General features: G+C 54.9%; 19 protein-coding genes. 14 read left to right on the plus strand and 5 right to left on the minus strand.

Annotation, left to right across the window (positions count from 1 at the left end):
- Position 1: 1 nt before the first annotated feature.
- Entirely contained in the window at positions 2–1,234 is a 1,233-nt protein-coding gene (locus tag AC222A_RS00705) for a hypothetical protein (RefSeq protein ID WP_372749748.1), read from the plus strand.
- A 91-nt stretch (positions 1,235–1,325) separates the two neighbouring features.
- Positions 1,326–1,718, plus strand: coding sequence for an MAPEG family protein (locus tag AC222A_RS00710; RefSeq protein ID WP_372749749.1), 393 nt, complete (start codon positions 1,326–1,328; stop codon positions 1,716–1,718).
- On the opposite strand, the gene AC222A_RS00715 is transcribed toward AC222A_RS00710, so the two are convergent.
- Positions 1,715–2,008 carry a DUF1330 domain-containing protein gene (locus tag AC222A_RS00715; RefSeq protein ID WP_372749750.1) on the minus strand — a complete coding sequence of 98 codons (294 nt, stop codon included), beginning with the start codon at positions 2,006–2,008 and terminating at the stop codon, positions 1,715–1,717. The two genes, AC222A_RS00710 and AC222A_RS00715, sit on opposite strands and share 4 nt — an antisense overlap.
- Before the next feature lie 113 nt (positions 2,009–2,121).
- Between AC222A_RS00715 and AC222A_RS00720 the strand changes: the two genes are divergently transcribed.
- From AC222A_RS00720 to AC222A_RS00730, 3 genes are all read left to right on the plus strand, one after another.
- A complete protein-coding gene (locus AC222A_RS00720) occupies positions 2,122–3,210 on the plus strand; it encodes a phosphotransferase (RefSeq protein WP_486774549.1) in 1,089 nt (362 codons plus the stop codon).
- A gap of 105 nt (positions 3,211–3,315) precedes the next feature.
- Positions 3,316–4,326: an NAD-dependent epimerase/dehydratase family protein gene (locus tag AC222A_RS00725; RefSeq protein ID WP_372759085.1), complete on the plus strand. Its 1,011-nt coding sequence runs from the start codon at positions 3,316–3,318 to the stop codon at positions 4,324–4,326.
- The gene (locus tag AC222A_RS00730; protein WP_486774550.1) at positions 4,323–4,715 is read left to right on the plus strand and encodes a nuclear transport factor 2 family protein; all 393 of its coding nucleotides are present in this window, start codon (positions 4,323–4,325) and stop codon (positions 4,713–4,715) included. Before AC222A_RS00725 ends, AC222A_RS00730 begins: the two co-directional genes overlap by 4 nt.
- Before the next feature lie 43 nt (positions 4,716–4,758).
- On the opposite strand, the gene AC222A_RS00735 is transcribed toward AC222A_RS00730, so the two are convergent.
- Positions 4,759–5,883: a helix-turn-helix transcriptional regulator gene (locus AC222A_RS00735; RefSeq protein WP_372759083.1), complete on the minus strand. Its 1,125-nt coding sequence runs from the start codon at positions 5,881–5,883 to the stop codon at positions 4,759–4,761.
- A gap of 139 nt (positions 5,884–6,022) precedes the next feature.
- Between AC222A_RS00735 and AC222A_RS00740 the strand changes: the two genes are divergently transcribed.
- The 4 genes from AC222A_RS00740 (at position 6,023) to AC222A_RS00755 (ending at position 9,602) form a co-directional block, all read left to right on the plus strand.
- Positions 6,023–6,847, plus strand: coding sequence for an SDR family NAD(P)-dependent oxidoreductase (locus AC222A_RS00740; RefSeq protein ID WP_372759082.1), 825 nt, complete (start codon positions 6,023–6,025; stop codon positions 6,845–6,847).
- A gap of 127 nt (positions 6,848–6,974) precedes the next feature.
- Positions 6,975–7,886: an alpha/beta hydrolase gene (locus AC222A_RS00745; protein ID WP_486774551.1), complete on the plus strand. Its 912-nt coding sequence runs from the start codon at positions 6,975–6,977 to the stop codon at positions 7,884–7,886.
- A 12-nt stretch (positions 7,887–7,898) separates the two neighbouring features.
- The gene (locus AC222A_RS00750) at positions 7,899–8,660 is read left to right on the plus strand and encodes an SDR family oxidoreductase (RefSeq protein ID WP_372749545.1); all 762 of its coding nucleotides are present in this window, start codon (positions 7,899–7,901) and stop codon (positions 8,658–8,660) included.
- 48 nt (positions 8,661–8,708) lie between these two features.
- Positions 8,709–9,602, plus strand: a complete 894-nt coding sequence (locus AC222A_RS00755; protein ID WP_372749544.1) for an AEC family transporter — start codon at positions 8,709–8,711, stop codon at positions 9,600–9,602.
- 72 nt (positions 9,603–9,674) lie between these two features.
- Here AC222A_RS00755 and AC222A_RS00760 read toward each other — a convergent pair whose 3' ends face one another.
- Positions 9,675–10,160, minus strand: coding sequence for a DUF3806 domain-containing protein (locus tag AC222A_RS00760; protein WP_372750595.1), 486 nt, complete (start codon positions 10,158–10,160; stop codon positions 9,675–9,677).
- A 156-nt stretch (positions 10,161–10,316) separates the two neighbouring features.
- On the opposite strand from AC222A_RS00760, the gene dapA reads away from it, so the two are divergent.
- From dapA to AC222A_RS00775, 3 genes are read left to right on the plus strand one after another with little or no spacing between them, the layout of a single operon-like run.
- Positions 10,317–11,192 (plus strand): 4-hydroxy-tetrahydrodipicolinate synthase, encoded by an 876-nt coding sequence (gene dapA / locus AC222A_RS00765; RefSeq protein ID WP_372750596.1) that lies wholly within the window; start codon positions 10,317–10,319, stop codon positions 11,190–11,192.
- Positions 11,193–11,206: 14 nt separating this feature from the next.
- Positions 11,207–12,196 carry an NlpB/DapX family lipoprotein gene (gene bamC, locus AC222A_RS00770; RefSeq protein ID WP_372758517.1) on the plus strand — a complete coding sequence of 330 codons (990 nt, stop codon included), beginning with the start codon at positions 11,207–11,209 and terminating at the stop codon, positions 12,194–12,196.
- Positions 12,197–12,228: 32 nt separating this feature from the next.
- A complete protein-coding gene (locus AC222A_RS00775) occupies positions 12,229–12,987 on the plus strand; it encodes an MBL fold metallo-hydrolase (protein ID WP_372758516.1) in 759 nt (252 codons plus the stop codon).
- Positions 12,988–13,046: 59 nt separating this feature from the next.
- On the opposite strand, the gene AC222A_RS00780 is transcribed toward AC222A_RS00775, so the two are convergent.
- Positions 13,047–14,150, minus strand: coding sequence for a phosphoribosylaminoimidazolesuccinocarboxamide synthase (locus tag AC222A_RS00780; protein ID WP_372750225.1), 1,104 nt, complete (start codon positions 14,148–14,150; stop codon positions 13,047–13,049).
- Between the two features lie 189 nt (positions 14,151–14,339).
- Positions 14,340–15,239: a lysophospholipid acyltransferase family protein gene (locus tag AC222A_RS00785; RefSeq protein ID WP_372750224.1), complete on the minus strand. Its 900-nt coding sequence runs from the start codon at positions 15,237–15,239 to the stop codon at positions 14,340–14,342.
- Between the two features lie 205 nt (positions 15,240–15,444).
- Here AC222A_RS00785 and gspC point away from each other — a divergent pair, with 205 nt between their 5' ends.
- Both gspC and AC222A_RS00795 read left to right on the plus strand, forming a co-directional pair.
- On the plus strand, positions 15,445–16,302 hold the full coding sequence (gspC, locus tag AC222A_RS00790; RefSeq protein ID WP_372758515.1) for a type II secretion system protein GspC: 858 nt from the start codon (positions 15,445–15,447) through the stop codon (positions 16,300–16,302).
- Positions 16,299–17,318 (plus strand): secretin N-terminal domain-containing protein (locus AC222A_RS00795; RefSeq protein ID WP_372758514.1); only part of this gene is annotated, 1,020 nt, incomplete at its 3' end. The genes gspC and AC222A_RS00795, both read left to right, overlap by 4 nt.

Here is a 17,318-nt window from a genome sequence, read left to right on the forward strand (position 1 = left end):
TATGGCCTACGGCGATCACCCCAATGACAAGGTTTTGCGCGACAGCTGGCAGGAATTCTGTCGGCGTCTTGAGCAGGCGGGGGAGCAGGTCTTCAAGGATCACAATCCAGCTACTGATCTACATCGCGCCGACGCGATGCGGTTTTTGATGCAGAATGTGGGGCAGGCTTTTGATCTGGGTTTTGAAACCCGTGATCCAGCATTTCCAACGCTGCATGCTTTCTGTACCCCCAACTGCAAGCTGGGTGGTGACGCGGCAGATTTTACCTACCATCAGGCCTGGATAAGCGGTGACTACGTGTACCGAGTAACCGGTCAGCGTGGCACGGCGAGGTTTATTAATTTTACCGTGCAGGGAGAACGCCCGGAAACGCAGCCGGGCACAGACATCCCCAGCTTACACGAACCCTTTGGTGATATACCTGAGGCCAACCTGTTCGGTCACGATCTCACCGTTGAAAGCGATGGCAGCTTTGAGTTGTTTATCGGCGGCGAAAGGCGCGGCCGCAACTGGCTTCCTGTGACTGCGAAAACTCGCAAGCTGTTTATTCGTCAGGGCTTCGATGGCTGGGATGAATTACCGGCAAAGATGAGCATCGAGCGGATCGGGATGAATGAACCGCGCCCGCTTCCTACAACGCAAACACTGTGCGACGGTATTCACTGGGCGGGTGATTTTATTGAGGGTGTGATGCGTGATTGGCCAGATCATCCCTATCAGTACAGCCCCTTCGTCGACCTGCAAGCGGTCAATCAGTTTCCGTCGGAGCAGGGTGGCGGCGCGGATGAAGATAAACGGCGAGGGCGGGCGGTGGCGAGTCTGTGCTGGGAACTGGCGCCCGAACAGGCCTTGCTCATTACTTTTATGCCACCCGACAGCTTCTGGATGGCGGCCCAGATGGGGGTGTTCTTTAATAGTATGGATTTCTGGTACCGGCCTGTAAGTTACACGCCCGCGCGGACCGTCGTCGACAGCGACGGCAAAGTGCGGCTCATTATCAGTCACCGCGACCCCGGTTATCACAACTGGCTTGATACACAGGGCTTTGTGCGCGGTAATCTTTGCTATCGAAACCTGCTGAGTACGGCGGCTACCGATTTTGAAACACGCGTAGTTGCATGTAATGCCTTGCCGGATGTGATGCCGCAAGACAGTATCCAAGTCACGCCGCAAGAACGCCAGCTGCAAATGCAGGCTCGCTTTGATTCGATTCGTCAGCGCTATGGTTTTTGAGGCTGTGCTTTTAACCCTTGCGCCATGGCTATGGTGTCTGTTTCGTCAACCTAAAGCAGTGTTGAAATACTGTCTTGAAGGAGAATAAGAATTGAACGTTGCTCTGATCTGTATTGGTTTGTTGGGTTTATTGTGTATCGCGACAGGATTTAATGTGACTGTTCAGCGCGGCAAAGCCATGGCGATGTATGGTTTCAAAGAAAACCCTGAAGATCCTCTTTACAAAGCCTCTCGCGCCCATGGCAATACCATTGAGTATGCACCAATTCTGGCGGTGATGATGTTTGTGCTGGCGCAGGCACCGATGGCGGAATGGGTCATGTGGAGCATGATTCTTGCAACGTTCAGCCGCTACCTGCTGGTGGCGGGCTTACTGTTGCCAAAAACGATGGCTAAGCCCAACCCGATGCGATTTGTCGGTGCGTTGGGCACGTTTATCGCTGGTGGGATACTTGCTGTGGCAACTGTAACGATGGGGCTCTAGAGCCCTTCAACCATAAACACTCGATAATGCGCTGCTTGCTGCCTATGCTTCAACGCGGCCTGGTATTCCTCGCTGTAGTACCACGTTTTGGCGTCTTCAATCGTCGGGAACTGAAGCACAACCATACCATCAGCGGCGTCGCCTTCCAGCGTTTCCATCTTGCCGTAAACCACCAGCGGGGTGAGCTTGTCGAGGCCAGGGTAGGGTTCGCGATTGGCCTGTTGGTAGCGTTCCATTGCTTGTGGGTCGAGCACTTCACCCTCGCGAATAAAAATCATGTAAGCGGGCATGGAGGTTCCTTTGTGTAGATTATCGAAGAGTTACTTTGTAAGAAGCTGGGCAATTGCGCAAGTTGCCTTAAAAAAATATTTCCAGCGCTAGCAGCTAATGAGGTGTTGTAGAGATGCGGTCACTTTCGCGATTGCCGATTCCGAATAGCTGGCACGATATCGATGCTTGCTGGATGCACAAAGCGCTTGCTCGCGACTGTCCCGGCGCTGTCGTTGATTCTGTAACGCTGGACAGGAGCGACGACGGTACCAATCGACGCGCAAAATTTTCGCTGACTTACGCGGAAGGGGGTGGCCCGCAAGGTTTGTTTCTGAAAGCGCATGCATCCAGCCACCGCTGGGTGCACTTTCGAAATGGCAACCTGTTCAACGAAGCGCGTCTGTTTTCGACTGGTATAGAGCTGCCGCTGGAGCATCCAAAGGTATATGCCAGCCGCTGCGACTATTTACACCTGGATTTTCTGTTGGTGATGGAAGACATCACCTTACGCGGTGCCGATCCACGCGATGCTACCCGCCCTCTGAGTGTCGATCAGGCAGCGAGCGGACTCAAAGCGCTGGCGAGACTGCACAGCCAGTATTGGAAACAGACGCCGAATAAAAAACTGCGGTTTGTGAAACACTGGAAACCTGCCAAAGGCTGGCAGGTGGGGTTGCGCAAGCGTATTCCCATTGGAATGCAGCGCGGCGCCGCGCTGCTGCCAGCTACCATTGGTTCAATGGATGCGGTGCATCTGGTAGAGCTATGGTCACGTTACATCGCGTGCATTGCGAGCAGTTCGAAAACCCTGCTCCATGGCGATGCCCACATAGGTAATACCTATGTGCTGCCGGACAATACTGTCGGATTTCTCGATTGGCAGGTGGTGCGCTGGGGTGGCTGGTCGCAGGATGTAGGATATTTCCTGCAGGGTGCTCTTACCCCTGAAGACAGGCGTCAGAATGATCGTGATTTGCTTCGCGTATACCGGGCCGCATTGACTGTGCCGGAGTCTGACAAACCTTCCCAAGACGATATCTGGCGCGACTATTGTGCGGCAAGTGTATACGGATTGGCCATCTGGTTGTCGACACTGGGCACTGACGGCTGGCAAGACAAAGTGATTTGTGAGGCGCTGGTTGAACGCTATGCCATTGCTTGGGTTGAGTTGGGCGGGCTTGAAAACCTGCAGCAATTGAGTACGGCATTGGGTGTAGATTGAAAAGTTGCTCCGGCGGGCCGCGAGCATGATTGGCTCTCGCGGTTGCGAGATTTTTGACGGAATGGCAGCGCATGAGGCTTTAGGGAAATGACTAGCGAGATCAGTATGAGTGGGAACAGTTATTTAAGTAAGCCGGTTCTGGTGACCGGTGCCAGTGGGTTTGTGGGTAGCCATATAGTACGGCGACTGGTGAGCGATGGGCGCAAAGTGCGGGTTCTACTGCGCAAGACCAGCTCGCGAGCGGCGCTGGAAGGGCTGCCGGTGGAAATCCACTACGGCGATGTGTTGGAGGCGGAAAGTCTGGTCGCTGCCATGCAGGGTTGTGGCTCGGTATTTCACAGCGTGGTTGATCCGCGTTTCTGGCTGACCGATACCACGCCATTGTTTCGCAATAACGTAGAAGGGCTGGTTAACAGCATGGAAGCTGCCTTGAGTTGCGGTATTGAGCGTTTTGTCTTTACCAGTTCGATGGGCACTCTGGGAGTAAACCCCGATGGTCCGGTTACTGAAGATATTGAATTTAACTGGTATGACAAAGCTTCAGCCTACATTATTGCGCGATTGGAAGCTGAACAATCGCTGTTGAAATATTGCCGTGAAAAGCAGCTTCCCGGTGTGGCCTTGTGTGTGGCCAATACTTATGGTCCACACGATTATCAGCCAACGCCCCATAACGGAATGTTATGGCAGGTAGCCAAGGGCAAGGTTGGATTTGCGATGGATGCCGGGGCTCCCAGCGTGGATATTCGCGATGTAGCTGATGCCGCCATACGTGCAGAAACCAAGGGGGCATTGGGTGAACGCTATATCATCGCCAACGAATATATTTCCAATCGTGATTTCTACACCATTGCCACGGATCATATGGGCAACAAGCCGCCGCGAATGATTTCGCTGAAGGTGGGAATGGTTGTGGCAACAATTGCCGAGACGATTTTCAAATTATTGCACAAAAAGGATTACTTGCTGCGTAAGGATGCGATTGTGCTGTCCGATATTTTTAAGGAAATGGATCATAGTAAAGCGACCCGCGATCTGGGGTGGAATCCGCGACCGGTGCGTGAAACCGTCATTGATGCGGTGGAATGGTTTAAACAACAAGAGGCACAGATATGAGCGAGTACAGAACGATAATCGAGACATTTATGCAGGGCGTGTCTGCGGGCGTGGTCAAGGATGACCTGCTAACGGAGGATATGACTTTTTGGAGCGTGAATTCAGGTGCATCTGACAAGGCACGGTTTTGCGGCGGCATTGCGCTGCTGGCAAAAGCCGGTAATTATGCGATTGATTACGACATTGTTGCGCTCACGTGCGACGGAGACCGCGCAGTGGCGGAAGTGGAATCCAGCGGAACCCTGATCAATGGTGAAACTATAGCCAACAGCCACGTGTTTATTTTTGAATTCCGCCATGGGCGTATTGCTGCGGTGAAAGAGTTCATGAATCAGTTTGTAGTAAAGGAAAAAATTGCGCCGGTTATGCATAGCTTAATGCAGGGATAGATAGCAGACGGTCAGCGTAGCGTGTCCTGCCTAGGATGAGGTCTTACCCCAGTGGTGCCACACTTTTCAGAATAAGGCTGACCAATTGAGTCTGTTGACTCACTCCTGTCTTAGAGAAAATAGATCGCAAATGCGCTCGGGCGGTATTGCGGCTGATGTGCAGATTTTTACTGGCGTCATCGAGGCTCAGGCCATTGGCCAGGGCAGTCGCCAGGCGACTTTCTGCCGGCGTGAGCCCAAACAACTGGGTAAGGGCGGCCTGGGGTGCATCCAGCCGGGCGTTGGCGTCACTAGCAAAGATAGCGACAACGGCTTCCGATTCGCTTTCACGGTGACGTTTGATGGCTAGCGGTTTTACGGTGAGGCCAAGGTGGCAATCGCCGCTTTGATCGTAGACCGGCATGGCTTGGGCGAATACGTTGTCTCCGCGCGCACGGGCCTTGAGAGCGGCTTCGATGGCCGCGCGAAGTTTCTGGGTGTCTACTGGTCGCCTCAGTGACAATTTGCCGGCATTGAGCGTAATGCCGCGGTTGGCCGCAAGCAGTCGTTCGCCCATGGGGTTGGCCTCGACCAGCAGACCGTTTTCATTAATGAAGAAAGTGGCCAGCGCGAGTTGGGATACTGCTTGAGCGTACAGCTCCTTTTCACTGCTGACACTTTCCAGCCGACTGTGAATACGCAATGCGCGCTTCAGGTGGGGGATCAGGTCGTTCAGCAAGGCGCGTTCTTCTGCACTGAAACCCGGTTCGGATTTGTTTCTGGTCAGTCGCAGACTGGCATCAATATCGCCGCCGCTGCTCAGCTCAATGCCAGCGATATGGAAGATACCGAATGGCTCCAGACTGAGCCGATAGAATTCGCTAGCCTGCAGCGCCTCCATATCCAGATGTTCTTCAAGCGTGACGGTGATGTTGTCGGGAATGTTGACGAAGGGGTCCATGCTGTAAAAATGATCACTGTAGGGGTTGTCGCCAATTTCTCCCTCGAGCCCGGGTAGCCCATCGGTAATGATGACCCCACGATCCTGCTCATTCGGAAGTCGCAACAGCAGGACTATACCTTGGGCGTTAAGTGCTAAGCGCAAGGCCTTGAGGGATGGCGACCAGACTGGCTCGGTGAGCGGTGCCTCGTAGATAGCTTCGATAAGGTCGTGTTCGCGTTTATTCATACCAGGATCTGCATGGTCAGTGTGATCCATGCTACAAGAAACGACAGGGCTTGTAATCGCAGCTGCTAGTCCGGGTAGACGATGCGTATTTTGCGAGCTTCTGGGATAAGGGTAGACAGCGAACAGGCGGAGCAGTGTTATGCAGGCATTTGAAAACAAGGTAGCGGTGATTACGGGTGCGGGCAGTGGCATCGGAGAAGGCCTGGCGCATCGTTGTGCGCAGGAGGGGATGCGGCTGGTGCTGGCTGATATAAATGCGCAACGGCTCGAAGCCTTGGCCGGGGCGCTTGCGACCGAGACCGTGGTGCAAGTCACCGATGTGTCGCACGCGGATGCAGTGGAAGCACTCGCGGCACTGGCCTACGACCATTTTGGGCAGGTTGACCTGCTGTTCAATAACGCAGGTGTGTTGATCGGAGGTGCCAGCTGGGAAGTGCCACTCAAGGACTGGCGCTGGATTCTGGATATCAATCTGATGGGCGTGGTGCACGGTATTCAGGCCTTCGTTCCGCGCATGCTGGCGCAAGGCACGCCGGCTCATATCGTCAACACCTCATCGCTGGCGGGCCTGCTGGCGGCGCCGTTGATGGGGCCCTACACGGTAGGCAAGCAGGCGGTATTGGCACTGACGGAAACTCTCCACTACGAGCTTGCGGAAACCCCCATTGGGGTGTCGGTACTGTGTCCGGGGCCGATTGCCACCGCCATCGCAGGATCGGGTGGAGATCGTCAATCGCAGGTGCAGCAAAGCGAAGGGCAGAAACAGCTAATGCAGTTTCTGAACGATGGTATTCGCCAGGGAATGTCACCGGCGGATTGTGCGTCGCTGGTTTTTGACGCCATTGGCAAGGACCAGTTCTGGATTTTTACCCACGAGGATTTCAAGCCCGAGTATCAGTCTCGTATCGACGATATTCTGAACAATCGTAACCCCGTCTATACGCAGTATACCGTCGGTGATTGAGACGGGCTTACACTGTAGCGTATTGCCACCGTGCTAGACTGCCGGTGGCGCGGTTTGTTGCCCGCAGAGGCAATCAACTGGCCTTTGCGACTCGCCCTGAACCAGAATGATAAACACAGGAGCAACCATGGCTGTCAGCCCAGAATTAACCGAAATTCTTGCGTTTATGGATGCGGTCGGTAAGCCGGATCTTGCGCAGGTAACGCCAGCAGACTTCCGCGAGAGCTTTGCCTTTCCGCCGCCAGAACAGGCTCACCCCGTGGCGAGGGTGAAAAACAAAATGATCACAGGGCCTGCCGGCGAGCTGCCGATACGCATCTACACCCCCCATGGTGATGGCCCCTTCCCGGTGCTGGTTTATTTTCATGGTGGTGGCTTTGTGATCTGCGATCTGGATTCTCACGATGACCAGTGTCGCAAAATGTGCGATGCGATGCGTACGGTTGTCGTATCGGTAGACTACCGTCTTGCGCCGGAAGCTAAATTTCCGGCCGCACCGCAGGACTGTTTCGCCGCTACCCGCTGGTGTGCCGCTAATCAGAGTATGCTGCAGGGCAATGGTCGACTGACTATCGGTGGTGACAGCGCAGGTGGTTGTCTGGCGGCCGCAGTGAGTTTAATGGCAAAAGCCGAGGGCGGTCCGACAATAGATCACCAGTTTTTGATTTATCCGGTGACCAATTGCGCCTTTGATACACCATCCTATCAAGAGTTTTCGGAAGGCTACTTTCTTGAGCGGGAGACCATGCGCTGGTTTTGGCGTCACTACCTGGCCAGTGAAGAAGATGCCAGTAATCCGCTGGCTTCGCCGCTGTTGGCGCCCGATCTAAGCGGATTGCCTGCAGCCACTGTCATCACAGCGGGGTACGATCCGCTGCGTGATGAAGGCAGGGCCTATGCAGATAAGCTGGCAGCAGCTGGGGTTCCGGTTAGTTACCATTGTTTCGACGATATGGTTCACGGCTACCTAGGTTTTCCTGTGCCTCTGACGGCAAGCGCTGAAACCTATCAATTACTTGCACAACAACAATCCAGATAAAGGGAACACACGATGGGTATCTATGCCATGACAGGTGGCGCCACCGGTATCGGCGCCGCAATCAAAAATCAATTGCGCAGTGAGGGGCACACAGTCGTTGTAGTGGATATTAAAGATGCAGATATCATCGCAGATCTGTCGACGGCAGAAGGGCGTCAGGCAGCAGTGGATGGTATTCGCGCAGCGGCCCCGGATGGTCTCGATGGGTTTGTGCCTTGCGCAGGTCTCGGGCCGGCAGCGCGGCCTTTTTCGTTGATCACCCGGGTTAATTTTTTTGGCGCGGTAGCCACTACTGAGGGGGTGCGTGATCTGCTGGTGAAGCGCAGAGGCAGTATCGTGATGATTTCATCCAATTCGGCGCCTATGTTGCCAGACGATGAATACACAGAGCTGTTGCTTGCTGGTGATGAAGCTGCCGCCTGCACCTTTATTGATCAAAAAGATGCCAACCATGCTTACGCCGGTGGTAAGCGGGCATTGAGTCAGTGGATGCGGCAGAACGCTGCCGAGTATGCTGCTCAGGGGGTTCGCCTGAATGCTGTGGCGCCGGGAATAACCCAGACTCCCCTGGTGGACGCTTCTCACAAAGACCCCGAAGTGGGGCAGGCAATGAAAGACTTTGCGGCCACCGTGCCCATTGGTCGTGTGGGTGAGCCCACGGATATTGCACAGGCGGTGTGTTTTCTGCTGAGTGACAAGGCTAGCTTTGTGGCCGGCTCCGTTGTATTTGTCGACGGCGGCCACGACGCCATGTTGCGGCCCATGCAGTTCTAAGCTCTTCATCGGCAGCGATATTTCGCGTAGTCTCCCGGCTTTGTGCACATGGATGCCGAGTTACGCATGTTCGCTACGATTACACCGGTCATCGTTCCCATCGTTGCCTGCATAGTGTTGGGTATCTGGTGGGGGCGCAGCCAGCCCAGTTTCCCTAACGGTTTTGTCGGCGACCTGGTCATGAAGATCGGGGCGCCGGCGTTGATTATTGGCACCCTGGGTGCCACCGATTTGGCTTTCTCTGCTTTGCTGGAAGTGGCGCTCGCGGCCTTGGTGCTGATGTTGATCACTGCCATTCTTGCAGTGCTGGTATGCACGATATGTGGCTGGCCGGTGCGCGATATTGGCGTGCCGTTGGTGGCGGGCAACTCCGGGAATATGGGCTTGCCCCTGTGCCTGTTTGCGTTTGGGCCAGAAGGTCTCGCGTTATCGCTGGGCGTATTTGTTTTGTTCAGCCTTATCCATTTTTCATTGGGAACGGCGATTCTTACCGCCTCAGTGCCAGGAAGAGCTCTACTGCGCTCGCCGCTGATCTGGTCGGGATTGCTGGCCATCGTGTTAATAGCGTTTGAAGTGGAATTTTCAACCACGGTGGGTAATACCCTGAATTTGCTTGGTGGTATGGCAATACCATTGATGCTGCTGACGCTCGGGGTGTCTCTGGTGGAACTGAAGTTACGTGATGCGGCCACGGCTCTGGCGATGGGGGCCGCCCGGATTGGCGTTTCCCTTACCGCCGGTGTCATCACGGTAATGGTGCTGGAGTTGGAGGGTGTGCTGCGCGGTGTGATCCTGTTGCAGGCGGCGACACCGGCAGCTGTCTTCAATTATCTGCTGGCCCAGCAGTACCGGCGCAGCCCGGAAGCGGTAGCGGGGCTGGTGATGGCATCAACGGTTATCAGTTTTGCGACAATACCGTTGGTGGTTGGGTTTCTATTGTGATTCAGCGGCAGCCCATTGGGTGCCGTAACGCCAGCAGGCAGCGCACGCTTTAGATGAGGCAGTAGAAGCGACTTAATAAAAGCCGCGCTTATCCTGGATTTCATCCACAATCTTTGCCGCGTTGTCATAGACCGTTGCTACCTTTACGTCCACCCCTGCTTCAACTCGGCGAGAGATCATCGTAACCGGAAACACAAACTCCCGTTTGCCAGGGATTTCCAGCGCGCGGCTACGACCGAGGTTGTCGAGGTAGATCGTCCAGTACAAGCCCTTTTCCTTGCGCAGAATCTCACCCAGGATCATTCCCATGCCCTGAAGCTTCGCGGTTTCGTCCGGTTTGACGAGCTTGCGGTCAAGCAGGGCCTGCAAAACAGTCAGATCATTGTATTTGTTGCCGTTGAACTGGCGGCCCAGCTCCAGGCGGGCGATGTCTTCGAGCGCACCAATTTGGGTTTCCATGTAGCGCCGATCCATCTCTGAGGGTGCTTCTGTACGGAAATTCTCACCTGTCGCAAGGGCAGGCAGCAGTGCCAGCATCAAACTCATTAACAGTCGCATGGTAGACCTCCTTACTACATACCTTTGCGTTAGACCGGATTTTAGGCGCAGAGTTTAGGCGATGCCAGTAAATCCGGGCTATGCGCGCAAAAGTCGCTTGAGCTTGGGCAGACCCGCCATTACCATTAGCGCCTTGCTTGATTTGGGAGATGTTACATGATTACCGGCAGTATGGTCGCGCTGGTGACGCCGATGCTCGAAGATGGCAGTCTGGACTGGCAAGCCCTTGCCAATCTACTGGACTGGCACATCGAAAGTGGCACCGACGCCATTGTGGCCGTAGGTACAACGGGCGAGTCGTCAACACTCGATGTGGATGAGCACTGTGAAGTGATTCGCAGCGTGGTTGCCCGCGTCGGTGGTCGTATTCCGGTTATCGCCGGTACCGGCGCAAACTCCACTACAGAAGCGATCGAGCTGACCGTAGCGGCCAGCAAGGCCGGCGCCGATGCCTGTCTTCTAGTGACGCCGTATTACAACAAGCCGACTCAGGAAGGCCTGTATCAGCACTACAAGAAAATTGCGGAAGCCGTTAATATCCCGCAGATTCTGTACAATGTGCCGGGTCGCACAGCCTGTGATCTGAGTAACGAGACAGTTTTTCGGCTGGCAGACATTGATAACATCGTCGGCATCAAGGATGCCACCGGCGATATGGTGCGCGGAAAAGCCCTGATTGAGGGCGTTCGCGGCCGAATGGCTGTGTATTCCGGCGACGACGCGACAGCCATGGAACTGATGCTGATGGGCGGGGTCGGAAATATCTCCGTGACCGCCAATGTGGCACCGGTGCAAGTGGCGCAGATGAGTAAGGCCGCTATTGCGGGTGACCGCGAGCTGGCAGATAAACTTAATAAACCCATAGACATTCTTCACCACAAGCTGTTTCTCGAAGCCAACCCCATACCGGTGAAATGGGCGCTCTATGAAATGGGGCGCATGGATAAAGGTATTCGATTGCCGTTGACGCCGCTCGGTGAGTGGGCGCGTGACGAATTGCGCGAGGCTTTGAAAGCAGCGTCTGTATTGTGACCTCAGGAAACCGAATGAAGCAGATCTGGATACTGTTACTGGGTGTGGCCGTAGCGAGTGGCTGTACCTGGCGCGATCGCGCCAATGACTACCGCCAGGCCTCGCTGTCCAAGCCACTGGTGTTGCCGCAGGGTATCAGCGGCTCCGCCCTGCACGATAGCTACCGGGTGCCGGGCATTGAGTCCCATGTGGTCTTGCCGGGAGAATTCGCAGTTCCGAAGCCGGATCCTTTGGTTAAAGATTCCGATCAGGGTGTGGTGCGCGTTCAGAAAATGGGCGACGACCGCTGGATTTTGCTGGATGGCACGCCGGGTCAGATCTGGCCGCGATTGCGCGGCTTTTTGAATCTTGGCGGCTTTCCAGTGGCCCGCACCGACGCGGTGAACGGCCTGATAGAAACAGGTTGGGTTCAACCCAAGGGCGATTTACCTCGCGAGAGATTCCGTTTCCGGATCGATCAAGGGGTGCAGCGTGGCACCAGTGAAATACATGTGCTGCAGTCGGTGGTAGAAAACGATCAGGGTCAATGGTCGCGCGGCTCATTCAGTGAGCAGCGTGAACAGGCAATGACCATGGCACTGGCGCAGTATCTCGCAGATTCAGAAGCAGCGAGCAGCGTATCCATGTTGGCGGAGCGCAATGTGGATGCCGGCGGCAAAATCTTCCTGGAGGGAGGCAGTGATCCACATATTCGGCTACTGCTTCCCTATGAGCGCGCCTGGGCGTCACTGGCAAACGCGTTGGAAAAATCCGGTTTTATCATCGATGATCTGAACCGCAGTGAGGGACGCTACTGGGTCACAATCGATACCGACGCTGATAGCAGCCTGTGGTTCCGTCGCCTGGTGAAAGATGAAGATGTCAAAGGTGGCAGTTTTATCGTGGATATGCGTCAAGTTGAAGGCGGCGAGATTCAGATCCGGGTTACTGCAAAGGATAAAAGCGAAAGCAATGCAGCGATCCTGGATCGCGTGCTGAAGCAGATAAAGGGCTTTATTTCCTAAGCGTTATACTTTCAATAAACAACGGCGGCACCATGCGTTTTGCTTCTCTGGGTAGCGGCAGTCGAGGCAACGGCACATTGCTGGAAAGTGACTCGACCTGCCTGCTGGTTGACTGTGGCTTTACCATGCGCGAGACCGAGCGGCGCATGGCGAGGCTCGGTCGGCAGGTGAGTGATCTCAGCGGCATACTGGTAACACACGAACATTCGGATCACATCAAAGGGGTTGTGCCACTGGCGCGCAAGTATGGTTTGCCTGTGTATGCAACACACGGCACCGCCCAGTACGATGGTATGGCCAAGCTGCCCGGCCTGCACGAAGTGAATACCCACGGGACGTTTCAGGTGGGGGATATCGAGGTTTCCGCGGTGGCGGTGCCTCACGATGCCCGCGAACCCTGCCAGTATGTCTTTTCTCACCGCAATCGTCGTTTCGGTCTGCTAACGGATCTGGGTAGCATTACCCAGTTCGTGGTTGAGCAGTACCGCAATTGCGATGCCCTGGTACTGGAATTCAATCACGACAGTGACATGCTCGCCTATGGGCCTTATCCGCCCAGCCTGAAGCGGCGTGTTGGTGGCGACTGGGGGCATCTGAACAATAGGCAGGCGGCGCAGTTGCTGTCGCAGCTTGAATTGTCGCGTCTCCAGCATATTGTTATGGCTCATATAAGCGAAAAGAATAATACCGTGGCGTTGGCAGAAAGGGCGCTGGGCACGGTGCTGGAGTCGGGTGATGCCGCGATTTCGGCGGATCAGGAAAGTGGCTTTGATTGGCTGGCCATTGCCTGAGCGCAACGGCGCAGCGGGTTTGCAGCGCTCCGGGGCGTTGCGCCCCGGAGCCGTTCTTGCTAGTCGATCAGGCCGTATTGATCGCGCAGTATCTCGATAATTTCGGCTTTGGGGTTTTCCGACAGCTCGAGTTTTTCGCCGGTGATTTTCTCGGCAATACCCACGTAGGTTTTTGACACTTCCATCAGGACGGATTCCGGCAGAGCGTTGTCGCGTGCCAGGGCTTTGCGCTCTTCCATTCGGTCCTTGTTTAGCAGGATATCCGAATCCGGGAAGTGGCTCAGCAGCAATTGGCGGAAACCCTCTTTCGAGTTCTCGATGATTTTTCCGTCGCGGTAGGATGCGCCATCCCAAATGCGAGAAGAATCAGGGGTGCCCACTTCATCCATGTAGATCAGCTTTTCGTTGCCGGCCTTGTCGGTGACGTAGCCAAACTCAAACTTGGTATCCACGAAGATCTGATCCAGCTTGGCCAGTTCATCGCTGATTACGTTGAAGCCTTCTTTAAGCAGCTTTTCGTAGAGGTCGATATCGCCCTTGCTGGCGAAATTAAAGGCTTCAAAATTGTCTTCAATGTTGGCGCGGGTGATGTTCACATCGTCCTGCGCGGGTACACCGGGAATGCCTTCGAGGATGCCCTTGGTGGATGGGGTGATCAGCAGCTCGGGCAGCTTCTGGTCTTTTTTCAGACCTTCAGGCACTTCAATGCCGCAGAATTCGCGCTCGCCTTTGGCGTAGGAGCGCCACATGGAGCCGGTGATGTACTGTCGAGCGATCGCTTCAATCATTACCGGACGGGCTTTTTGCACAATCCAGACAAAGGGGTGGGGAATGTCGAGGATATGGCTGTCGGCGAGACCGTTCTCACGGAACAGTTTGAACCAGTGGTTGGAAATGGCGTTCAGTGCGGCGCCTTTGCCGGGTACGCCATTCATGCCGCCTTCGCCGTGCCAAACGCACTCAAATGCCGAGATCCGGTCGCTGATTACCATGATGGCCAGCGGCGCATCCGCAGCAACGTCATAGCCTTTTTCCTGGATCAGGCGGCGGCTGTCAGCGTCGGATAACCAATACACGGAGCGAACTTTGCCGCTGTGAACAGGTGCGTCGGTGCGGATCGGCAGATCATTGTTTACCGCCAAAACTTTATCGGCAAGACTCATATTGATTTGTCCTGTAGTCATTCCCGCCGGGGTTGCCGGCTACGAGATCAGTCAAAGAGTTACGAGCCAGAAAACCCCATGGCTTTCAGGGTGTTGGGGTCAGCTGACTTCAGTGAGCCGGCGATTTTAGCAGATATCCACAGGCATGCCATAGTGGGCGGGCGGTCGTAATCTTGGTGTGGGCGGCTGTCAACGCCCGGTGCCGGTTGCGCGGTTGTCGCTCGCGGGCTCTAGCGCTTGGCGCTCCCAGTCCTTGGGCGTCTTCCACTTCTTGTTACTCATCCACCAGGTGGTCGGCTGTTCGCGGATTGAGCGCTCGCAGGCCTGAATAAAGCGTTCCAATATCTCGGTGCCACCGGCGCTGTGGGGCGGTTCGGCCAGAATCTCCCAGCGAATACTGTAGCGTCCCCGACTTAAGCGTCTTGGATGGACAAATACAACCACGGCCTGCGTGGCTTCAGCGATAGCCTGAGGCCCATAGTAAAATGGAGCCTGTTGACTGAAGAAGGGGTGCCAAAAGCGTTTTTCCCGGCTAATGGGAGACTGGTCTGCCGCGAGCAGTATGGCGCGGAAGGATTTGCGCAGGCGCAGTATTTCCCGGCCGGTGCTTTTCATTGCTACTGGTTTGCCAAATCGCGCGCGGCCGGCTTTGATAAATGCGTCTACGTGTGGGTTATGCAGCGGCTTGTAAACACCCGCTACTGGGCATGGCAGTGCCATGCAGATGCTGCCCACAAGCCATTCAATATTGCTTTGATGCAGGGTGAGTATCAGCATCGATTGCTCACGCTCGATGTAGGGTTGCAAGCATTCGGGGTTTTCCACATGAACCCGTTCGCGAATCTCCTCTTCGCTCATCGTGAAACCCTTCAGAGTTTCCACGGCAGCTTCGGCAAAATAGCGTTGGAAATCCCGTTTGATCTTTTTCTTCTCAGCGGCAGTGGCGTCGGGGAACATAATGCCGAGGTTTCGCTCTATGACCTTGCGGCGATAGCCAGCCACATTAAAAGCCAGTACGCGCAGCACGGCGGCCAGAGCGTAGAGAACAGGAAAAGGCAGGTGTGATAGTGCTTTAATCAGACGGGTCATGGGGCTTTGTATAGATGGTTTAAGGGGCTGTACTGCGTGGCCAGAGCGCGTATAGTAACGGAAAATTCATAAAGACTCTTTATAATGTTGGGCCGGTGTCAGTTGTCGCGTACGCCGTCACCCGATGGGGTGACCGAACTATGACGCGGATGCCGCAGTGCGACCGGTTTGGCGGTCAGCCGGTGCAGAAAGAGATACAGGTTTTATGCAGATAATTCAACGTTGGGCTCCCTGGGTCACCGGATTGTTGCTTGCGGTGGCAGGCTGGCTGACGGCCCTGCTGTGCTGGGAGTTAGTCGGCCTGGCGACAGCTGATCGCACGCCGATAAATTTCGCGCCACCCCCAGCGACCAAAATACACGATAGTAGTCCGGCCTATGACCTCAACGCGGTGGTCAGTGTGCCGCTGTTTGGTGAAGCCAACAAGGCGGTGATCGCACCTGTCGTAAGTGACGAGGTCAAACGCAGCAACCTGCGCATCAATCTGCTGGGTGTTGTGGCTGGCGGTGATCAGGGGGTGGCGATACTCAAGCACGATGGCAAGGAGTACGCCTATAAGGTAGGCGACCGGCTGGATGTGAGTGAAACCATCACGCTTGCGGCTGTCGAGGCTGAATATGTGATTATCTCCCGAGCGGGCGGCAACGAGAAAATTGAGCTGGAGCAGAGCCGTCGCTCCGGAACGAATGATATCCGAGTGGTTCAGCGTGGGGGAGGGCAGCGAACCCAGAATATCAACCTGAATGATCCGTCCATAAGGCGGCTGGTGGGTGATCCCCGGCAGACGCTGAACAATAATCCGCTGCGGCTGACCCGTTATATATCGGCTAACCCATATGTGCAGGGCGGTAAAACCGTAGGCTTTCAGGTGCAGGCAGGTCGTGACAAACGCCTGTTCGGACAGCTGGGCCTGCAGGGCGGTGATGTCGTTACCAGTATAAATGGTCTGCGCGTAGGTGAAGCGCCGGTCAGCGATCTGTTAAACTCCGTGAATTCCAGTCAGACCGTGGAGGTGGAAATCCTCCGCAACGGTCTGCCACAGACAATAAGATTGAATTTATGATGAAAAAATCCTGGCTGGCTGCCGGCCTGCTGGCGGCGGCGTTGAGTGTTTCTGTGCTGCCGTCTTTTGCTGTCGCAGAAGAAACCTTTGAGCTGGACATGCGCGGTGTTGATATTCGCGAGTTTATCAATACGGTGTCCAAGCTGACTGGCAAAACCATCGTAGTGGACGAGCGCGTCAAGGGTGATGTGAACATCAAAAGCCCGCGACAGCTAAGCCGCTCCGAACTTTACGAAGTCTTCTTGCTGCAGCTTGGTGTCAGTGGTTTCTCCGTCGTGGATATGGGCAGCGGCATTCTTAAAGTCATACCCAATCAGGCGGCCAAAATTGAGGGTATTGAAGTACAGGTCGACGGTGATGAACCGCTGCAGAGCGAATCAATCATCACGCGGATCGTGCAGGTGCAAAATGTTGACGTGGACAAGCTGATTCCGTCGTTGCGCCCCCTGATCGACAACCGTACCGGTGTTATTACGCCTTACAGCGCCTCAAACGTGATCCTGATTACTGATCGTGAATCCAATGTTCGTCGCCTGTTGCAGATTATTCAGCAGGTGGATCGCGCCGATTCGCAATCCATGGAAACTGTGCCGCTGACCAATGCCTCCGCCAAGGAGCTGGAGCGTATCCTTACCAAGCTGATCAACGATCAGGCCAAAGAGCAGGGGACGCCGAAGCCGATTATCACCTCGGATTTGCGTACCAACACGCTGGTGATTTTTGGGGATAACAATTCTCGCGCTTACTTAAAGCGGCTGATTCGCGAACTCGACAGTGAAGTTAAAACCTCATCTAACGTGCGGGTACATTACCTGCGATACGCTAAGGCCGAAGAAATGGTGCCGGTGTTGAAAAGCGTTAGCGAAGCCATGCTGAAGCAGGAAGGCGAGCGTGAGGCGGTCAGCAAGAGCAACATCAATATTGAAGCCCACGAGCAGACTAACTCCGTGGTGTTGTCTGGTAGCCCCCATATTATCCGTAATCTCGCGGATGTGATTTCCAGTTTGGATATTCGT

It is taken from the genome of Litorivivens sp., assembly GCF_057445395.1.